6 protein-coding genes are annotated in these 8549 nt (G+C 48.6%); 1 reads left to right on the forward strand and 5 read right to left on the reverse strand.

What is annotated here, in order from left to right:
- On the forward strand, positions 1–426 hold a 426-nt coding region (locus ASN89_RS28375; protein ID WP_152988684.1), incomplete at its 5' end, for a response regulator.
- 167 nt (positions 427–593) lie between these two features.
- Here ASN89_RS28375 and ASN89_RS25065 read toward each other — a convergent pair.
- The 5 genes from ASN89_RS25065 to ASN89_RS29105 form a co-directional block, all read right to left on the reverse strand.
- Positions 594–1475 (reverse strand): response regulator, encoded by an 882-nt coding sequence (locus tag ASN89_RS25065; protein WP_058051149.1) that lies wholly within the window; start codon positions 1473–1475, stop codon positions 594–596.
- On the reverse strand, positions 1472–2935 hold the full coding sequence (locus ASN89_RS25070; RefSeq protein WP_058051152.1) for an ATP-binding protein: 1464 nt from the start codon (positions 2933–2935) through the stop codon (positions 1472–1474). Before ASN89_RS25070 ends, ASN89_RS25065 begins: the two co-directional genes overlap by 4 nt.
- A gap of 14 nt (positions 2936–2949) precedes the next feature.
- Complete coding sequence (locus ASN89_RS25075) at positions 2950–4119, reverse strand: HDOD domain-containing protein (protein ID WP_082654746.1); 1170 nt, start codon at positions 4117–4119, stop codon at positions 2950–2952.
- Positions 4116–4739, reverse strand: a complete 624-nt coding sequence (locus tag ASN89_RS25080; RefSeq protein WP_235502072.1) for a hypothetical protein — start codon at positions 4737–4739, stop codon at positions 4116–4118. The genes ASN89_RS25075 and ASN89_RS25080 overlap by 4 nt, the downstream gene beginning before the upstream one ends.
- A gap of 398 nt (positions 4740–5137) precedes the next feature.
- On the reverse strand, positions 5138–8512 hold the full coding sequence (locus tag ASN89_RS29105) for a beta strand repeat-containing protein (protein WP_235502073.1): 3375 nt from the start codon (positions 8510–8512) through the stop codon (positions 5138–5140).
- Positions 8513–8549: the final 37 nt, after the last annotated feature.

Genomic DNA, 8549 nt, shown 5'->3' on the forward strand with positions numbered 1-8549 from the left:
AATTTACCCTTTCACGATGATAAAATGTTAGTGGGGCCAGAAACTTTATTATTGATAGATGATGATCCTCATATTTTAATGGCATTACAGCGTTTGTTTCGTCAAGATGGTTATCGTATTTTAACTGCACAGTCTGCTGCTGCTGGGTTTGAACTACTTGCTCTTAATGAAGTTCAAGTAGTTATGTGTGATCAGCGTATGCCAGTTATGAGCGGAGCAGTTTTTTTTGATAAAATAAAAGAGTTATATCCCCATATTATACGTATTATTCTATCAGGGTATACTGATTTAGATTCCGTGATTGATTCAATTAATCACGGTGATATTTATCGTTTTTATACAAAACCGTGGGATAATGTTGTTTTACGTGATAATTTGCGACAAGCGTTTCATCACTACTGGCAGTTGCATGAATCTGCGCGGTAGTTAAATTATTAATATTTAATGAAATAGGTTTAAATTATTGCGCGATCTTCCCTATACTGGTTTCCCTAAAGCCTGGATGCGAGGAGATTGATATCAATGCTGTAACCCGGGGCACGGGCTTGGACCTTTCCTGTCGCGCAATATCTACATTGTTGCGCTTCTTTCTCTTAGCCTTCCTTGGGCGGCGTAGAAACGCGAATTGTAAGCCTCCCGCCATTTCTTCCTTCGAAGTCGAGCAGGTGGGCAATTAGGCGGGGCGTCAGCACATGGTTGGCGGCCAGCAACATTAGGCCATCGCGGCTGATCAGATCCCGCGACAGCACCATACCCGGCTCCAGCTGTCTCGACAGCACGGTCAGGTCGCGGGCCGGTGAGTCCGTTTCGTCTATGATGGGCCGTAAAGTGGCCGCCACCGCAGGGTTGTAGCCGTTGCCGACGCTGTTGTACATTGGGGGAGAGACCTCGTCGGCGTGTAAACGTCGCTCTCCCATGGCGCCGATCTGCAGCCCGTTATAGTCCGATGCCAGCGATAGGATGCGCATGCTTATCTTCGCTTCCAGGCAGGCGTTGAGCGCCTGCAACTCCATGTTCTGGCCGGCCGTGAGCGTTTCCATGCGCAGCTTTTCCTGTTCCTGTGCGCGCCGTTCCAGCGCGTGGCGTACCACCAGCACGATATCGTTCTCGTTCCAGGGTTTGGTCAAGTAGCGGTAGATCTCGCCGTGGTTGACGGCGTCGAGGATTGACTGGATGTCGGCATAGCCGGTCAGTAGCAAACGCATTATGCCTGGCCAGCGTTGGCGCACCTGGGCCAGAAATTGCGCGCCATTTATGTGAACCATGTGCATGTCGGAGATGACCAAGTCCACCGTCTCGCTCTCGAGCAGGGCCAAGCCGGCCGCGCCGCCGTCGGCCGTCAGCACGCGGTAGCCGTGCGGGCGGAACAGGCGCCGCAGCGACGACAGGATATTCGGCTCGTCGTCGACGCACAGGATGGTCGGCGGCGTGGCCGCAGTGCTGGTGCTCATGCTGCCCTGTTGATTGATGGTCATGGTGCGACGGCCTGCGCCTGGCGCACGGGCAAAGTGATACGGAAGGTGGTGCCGCGGTCGATGATGCTGCGCACGTCGATGCGGCCATGATGCTTTTGCACCGTGCTGTAGGCCAGCGAGAGCCCCAGTCCCGTGCCCTTGCCGACGGCCTTGGTGGTGAAGAAGGGGTCGAAGATGCGCGACAGGTGTCCGGGCGCGATGCCGCTGCCAGTGTCCTCGACCTCGATCCACACTTCCCCCGCATTGTCGCTGCCCGTGCGCAACGTGATGCGTCCGCGCACCTCGCCCATGGCATGGGCGGCGTTGACGACTAGGTTCATGATCACCTGGTTCAGCTCGGAAGGCTGGCATTCAATATCGGGAATGTCGACGTACTCGCGTACCACGTCGGCCTTGTACTTGACCTCGTTATTCACGATATTGAGCGTGGTATCGATGCCTTGACGCAGGTCGGCCCAAACCCATTCCTGTTGCGCATTCGTATGCGAAAAATCCTTCAGGTCCTGTACGATGCGGCGCACGCGCGAAATGCCTTCCTTCGACTCGCCCATCAACATCGGAATGTCGGTGCGTAGGAAGTCCAGGTCGATCTGTTCGCGCAGCGCGCGCAGGCCGGCCACCACCACTGGGTCGGCGATGGCCAGCTCGGCTTCCTCATAGGCATTGAGCATGCTAAAAAGGTCATCCAGATACCCTTCCAGCGTGCCGACATTGGAAAACACATAGCCGATGGGATTGTTGATCTCGTGCGCCACGCCGGCGGCCAGCTGGCCGATCGAGGCCAGCTTTTCCGACTGCAGCAGTTTTTGCTGGGCAAGCGACAGCTTGCTATTCACTTCTGTCAAGGCTATGTTGCGTTCTCGCAATTCTGCATCGGCAATTTCGCGCTGGTGGATATCTTCTGTCAGGCGCTCGTTCATTTCAGCCAGCTGAGCCGTGCGTGTGGCAACCAAGTGTTCCAGGTTGGTGTACGCCTTGCGCAATGCACTCTCCGCATCGTGCTGTTCTGTTACATCGCGCAAGGTTTCGATGGCGCCCACTAGGCGGCCCTGGCGATCACGCAGGGGCGCCGCCGTGAAGTGCAACCAGCGGCCATTGAGACCGATATTGGCGAAGAAATCCTTGGCCTCATAGGCTTCGGAGATCACGGCGGACGGCCTTAGTTTGCCTTGATAAAGCTCGGTTTCGCCCAGCGCCATGTCGTCAGCCACCAGCAGGTCGGCCAGGCAAGCGCGCGGCTGCGGATAAAACGCCTTCCAGTGGTCGCGTGTGCCGACCATCTCGGTGGCTGTAAAGCCCAGCAACTGTTCGCAGGCGCTGTTCCAGTGTGTCACCACTTGGTCCGTGTCGATGGCGAAAGTAGCCACGGGAAGGCCATCGAAAAACGCCGATAGGGCAATGGTATCGTCTTGGCAGCGTTCCGACGTGGCGGGCAATGTCTGCCCGACGTCTGTTTCCATGGTCTTTTTTCTGTTCATGCCAGCATGATCCGCAACATTTCATCGAAGGTGTGTTCAGTTTGCTGCAGCGGCGTAAGCCAGCCAAGTTCGTCTAGGGCGAAGCTTCGCCAGCCCGTGGGCGACAGGCGCGGCACCATCGTATCGTCGACGCTGGTTAGGTCGCGCGCAAGGGTGACGGCATTGGCCATATGCACAGCTAGCGGCAGGCCGCCCGCCTCCAGGCGGTCGATAGCGTGGTGGTCGGCCACCGCCTGCTGTACCGCCCCGGGAAACTTCCAGTAGGCGGCCATGGCGCTGCCAGCCTGTACGTGATAGATGCAGATGACGACCAGTTCCGCGTCGGCCATCTGGCAGTCATGCGCCTCGCGGTAGCTGCCAACGAGAGCGTGCTCGGCCGGGCCGTGCGTCACCAGCACCAGGGTGTCCAGATCATGAAACAGGCCGGTCGTGAATGCCGTCTGGAGATTTACGGGCAGGTGCGGCGCCAGTAGGCCCGCGGCGATAGCCGTGGCCAGCGAGTGGCGCCAGAACGCCCGGAAATCGAAGCGGCCGCTCACCGACGCGAAACTGCCCGTCAGCGCGCGGGCCGTGACAACCATGCAAATGCTATGAAAGCCCAGGACGAAAACGGCCTGCGAAATGTTAGAGGCCTTCGATTGCACGCCGTAAAAAGAGGAATTGGCGATACGCAGGGTCTTCGTCGCCAAGGCGTGGTCCAGCTCGATCTTTTGTGCCAGCACGTGTAAGTCTAAGTCTTCCTGGTTGAGGCTGGACAACGGTTCCACTACCACGGCCTGCCGCACTGGTTGCTCATAGGTCCGCTGTCTCATGCGCCACATACTTACCGCCGACAGCACGATGCGTATCGTCGGCGGATACAACAGCTTGGCCTTGGGCAGTAAATCGGCGCCCAAAATCCCGGGCATGCGCTGGTCAAACACGATTACGTTCACCGCATGGCTAACCACTACCTCCAGCTCTTCCTGGCCGCTGCCGGTCGTAAGCATATAATAGTCATGGCGCCGTCGCAGGACCTTGCGCGAAGTGAGAATATTCTGCTTATCATCGACTAGTGACAATGTACGAAGTCGCACTGCGGTTGATTTGAAAATGTCGTTGGGCGGTTGAAGGGCATATATCCATTCTGATACCGCCAAGTTACATTGATGCGAAACGGTCGTCATAGCGTGGCAATTTGGGATAGTACGGAAAAAGCTGCGCCTGCCTGCTTTGCTTCAAGTAAAAAGGTCAACTCGGTGTAGGTGCAAATGATGTTAATCAAATTGATGCGTTCCCATGCCAGGCGTTTGAGGATAGCGTGATAAATACCAGGCGTGTAGCAGGTTTCCGGTGACAAGTGTAAGGTTACAGCGGTAACTCGTTCAAGTCGTGCCCTTTCACGTTCGTCGCTAAAGACTTCTTGCACTAAGTTCCCAAGCGTACGACTACAAATGACCATTACTTCATTGACGCCACGCATAACTGTGATAAAGATGTCTCGTTGCGGCTCTGCGAGAGCTAGCAACTGCCGCTGATACACATAACTCTGATCAGAATAATGATAAGTAAAAATCATTAGTTCGCTACGTATACTAAGCTCACCCGCGTAGGAGGGCGAAAGCAACAACTTGTCTTTAGTCTGTTGAGATAATCTATCGGCCAACCGGCGTAACGCCATTACTACCGCCGCTTGTCCCACCGGCTTCCATAAATCTTTTTCTAATTGTGGCTGTAGTTGTCTCGCTAATTTAGATAAATTAAGCAATCCACGTCCCAACCCCTCACTAAGAAACGCAGATTCCATCACAATCCGTTCTACTTTAGCTGATATTGAACGCATAGTTCTAGCAGCCGGATAATTAGTGCATGCACCACCGGCATCCTTTCATCAAAAGCACTGCGACCGGGTAAATGGGTCCTTAGAAAGCGCGATTAGAAAATAATACTTGACCGCTCCCGCGCTAGGGAAGCTAGAACCACGAATGTCTAAAAGTTTTAAATAATTTCATATATATTAGAGCAGGGATTGTCTTTGCAATATTTATATCTTTATTAATGAAAATACCAACTTTACAGAAACCAGAAATCAATGGAAACATAATTCTAAGTCAACTGATCGATACCAAACTTTTCCAATAATATAAAATATACTAATTTATATGATATCGATCAAGGAAGCGCCAATTTTAAAAATTATTAATATTACAATATCTCAAGGGCAACATATGCAGTGTTAGAGTCAATACTTGAATGAGCAAATCCAGTGCTAAATAAAAGGCTAGCATGAGCATTTGAACCTGTGCTTGTCGCAGACCAGGAATAAAACTCATCTCCAGCCCAACCAGAAGGAACGCCATTCAGCCCAGTTTGAGTACTTTGACCATTACTAGCATCCCAAATTGCCAACAAGTCATCAAATTCTGCATTAACGACGGCATTATCCACCGCCGTCCCTGCTCGGTTTGCACCAAGCGGTCCACCAACAGTGGGTAAGGCTACACGCACACCTATTCCAGTATCTGTGTAAAGAGTTGCATAACGATAAACATCATTGGTATCGACATTAGTACCGTTAGGATTAAGGGTCGTAAAATCACTACCATATTTAAAAATACTGTCAATATAATTGTGATCTACAAGATCATTTTCTCCACTAGCTCCATCCCCAGATATGTCCCAATAATAAAATGCATGATCGCCATCTGCTCGTAAGGGAGCAATTAAATTTCCGGCTGAAAGTGTATGTGCTTCATCAAAAAAAACACTAATTGAAGGCTGAAATCTAGTGTAACCGTCTAATGTAATATTTACTGCCTGTTCGGAATGATTTCCTATATTATCACTAGCTTGTATAGTAACATTGTATGTATGATCTGTTCCATAATCATTTGGATTTATGTATGTTTCAGTAGTGCGGAAATGCATCTCGCCGGTTGCAGCGTTAATTGTAAATAAAGAGTTATCTACACCATCGCCAGCTAGGCTAAACGTTATCGGGCGTGGGGCATTAACATTAGCATCATAAACGACAACCGTTGGATCGACCCCATGTCCGGTATCGTGCACGCTGACATCATTACTACTAGAAAATACAGGCGTATTCAAATCAACTTGATATATTACTTCTAAAGCAGCATAAGCTATATTTGTATCATTACTTGAATGTGCAAATCCAGTACCAAAAAGTATACTCGCATGATTTTCTGTGCTGGTTTGGGTACTAGACCAGGAATAAAATTCATCGCTAGCCCATCCATTCGGAATACCATATAACCCTGTATCTGTACCTGATCCATTACTTGAGTCCCAGACCGCCAATAAATCATTAAATACATGATTGATAGCATTGCCTTCTACTTCTGTCCCTGCTCTATTAGCCCCAAGTTCGCCTCCTATCGTGGGCAAGGTAACGTGTACTGCAACTCCATCACCAGTATATAAAGTTGCATAACGATAATTAGTACTGGTATCGGCATTAGGTCCATTTGGGTTAAGTGTAGAAAAATCACTCCCATATTTGAAAATATTATCAAGATAATCGTGGCTTACGAGATCTTCAGATCCGCTTTCTCCATCACCCGAGACGTCCCAATAATAGTAAACGTGACCGCCATTGGACTCTACGGGAGCAATTAAATTACCGGCTGACATTGTATGCGCGGCATCAAAATATACGCCCATAGCGGGCTGAAGTCTAGAATATCCATCCAAAGTAACAGTAATCGCACGCTCTGTATGATTGCCAGCCTCATCAGTAGCTTGTAGGGTTATATTGTACCGATGATCCGCATTTGAATCATTGGGGCTAATATAAGACTCGGTATTACGGAAATGCAATTCTCCTGTGACACTATTTATTGAAAATAAAGAATTATCGACTCCATTTCCACTTAAGCTAAAAACAACTGGTGTAGCATCATTAACACTAGCCGTATAAATAATATCTGCACTTGTGATCCCTAATCCCGTGTCGTGTACAATAGCAGAATTGCTATTAATAAATATAGGTGACAATGTATCAACTAAATAACTACTATTATCAGGTACTGCTGCATGTGCGAGTAAAGCAAGATTTCCTGCTACGTCACTAATGCCGCTACCATTATGCAGTCCATTAACAGAAATAGAAATACCATTTAAATCATTTTCGCCAGCCTGAATAGTATAATCAAAAGTTAAATGTGTGCTGTCACTAAGCGATGCATTGTAAGAAGCATTAACAGTATTTGGACCAACAATAATTGTTTCCAGAGGAGAGCCAGTTACCGAGACAGCTTCACTCATGGTTAATGTAATATGAACAATACCACCTACCGTTAAACAGGACGAAGTGGCTCCGTTGATTTCGGTTGATAGCACGGTAGGGGCGGAACTATCAACACGAAATGCTTCATTGTCTTGTAATGGATCTGAAACAAAATTACTATTATCTCCCCAAATATTTCGGAGAGAACCGCTTATTTGTGTTATTGAATTAGCGTCAATAGAAATCCCATTACTATCCATCAAACCAGGGGGTAACGTGTAAGAAAATATAATATCCGAGCTTCCTGAACCGCTAACATAATCTGCTTGAACAATAGTCCCCCCCACATTTAACAGCAGACCTGGCGTATTTTGCACAATACCAGCAGCATTAAGTGTCACCTTTATAAATATACTATCGCCAGCTATATATAAATTTTGTAATCCAGTTGGAATTCCGTCTATGGTAATACTGTTAATAAGTAACGGTGAATGATCTACAAGCGCCTGTAATTTTGCCTGGCTATCTACGCCGCTACCATTATCTGCGGTAGCGGCTATGGCTGATTGTATTGTCGCTAAATTGGTTAAATTAACCCCCGTTATCCCAAGGGCATTAAACTGTTCTACTGTCGGCGAAGTGTTGCCGGCGGCACCGGATATTATTGCATTTGCAGCGTCAGCAAGAACCTGGATCTGGCCGGTTGTATTTATTGCGAAAGGAGTTAGTGTATCAATAACTGAGTCAAGAAGATTTGCGCTAATACTGTTAATCCCGGTAACTCCAATTGCAGCATATTGCGTAGGTGTACTCGCAACATTATGATTGCTTACTCCATCGGCGCCAAATAATAAAGCATTATAGGCGTTAACAACGTATTGTATATTTGTCGGTGTATTGGTAGATTGACCGTCCACCGTATCACTATTTAATGCACTATTGATAGCATATAAATTGCTTTCTGTCACCCCTGTTACTCCAGCCAGGGCATAAATAACCTCTGTAAGACTATTAGCATTATTTTCTTGGGCCGCAACACTAATAGTATTGATGGCTGTAACGACATTTATCACAATGGCTTGTAATTCTCCCTGCGTATCGACTGCGCTACCATCATCAGGAGTATTGTGAATAGCAGTAAGGACGGCAGCCAAATTTGCCTCGGTTACGCCGGTGATACCAAGTGCATTTAATTGGGCAAGAGTTGGACCATTCCCATTAGCAGCGCCAGAAAGCGCAGCATTCGCAGCATCGGTAATCACTTGTAGCTGAGGCACATTAATAAGCCCGCCGATGGGAAGAGTATCAATAGCAGAGTTGACAAGAGTCAAGCTTGTAGCAGTAAGGCTATTAACACCAATAGCATTA

The organism is Janthinobacterium sp. Ant5-2-1, assembly GCF_001445815.1.
Classification (GTDB): domain Bacteria; phylum Pseudomonadota; class Gammaproteobacteria; order Burkholderiales; family Burkholderiaceae_D; genus Janthinobacterium; species Janthinobacterium lividum_E.

Excerpts from the sequence above, each read along its gene's own strand:
- ASN89_RS25075 (WP_082654746.1), bottom strand. The coding sequence starts at position 4,119 with ATGACGACCGTTTCGCATCAATGTAACTTGGCGGTATCAGAATGGATA.
- ASN89_RS25065 (WP_058051149.1), bottom strand. The coding sequence starts at position 1,475 with ATGACCATCAATCAACAGGGCAGCATGAGCACCAGCACTGCGGCCACG.
- ASN89_RS25070 (WP_058051152.1), bottom strand. The coding sequence starts at position 2,935 with ATGGAAACAGACGTCGGGCAGACATTGCCCGCCACGTCGGAACGCTGC.
- ASN89_RS25080 (WP_235502072.1), bottom strand. The coding sequence starts at position 4,739 with ATGGAATCTGCGTTTCTTAGTGAGGGGTTGGGACGTGGATTGCTTAAT.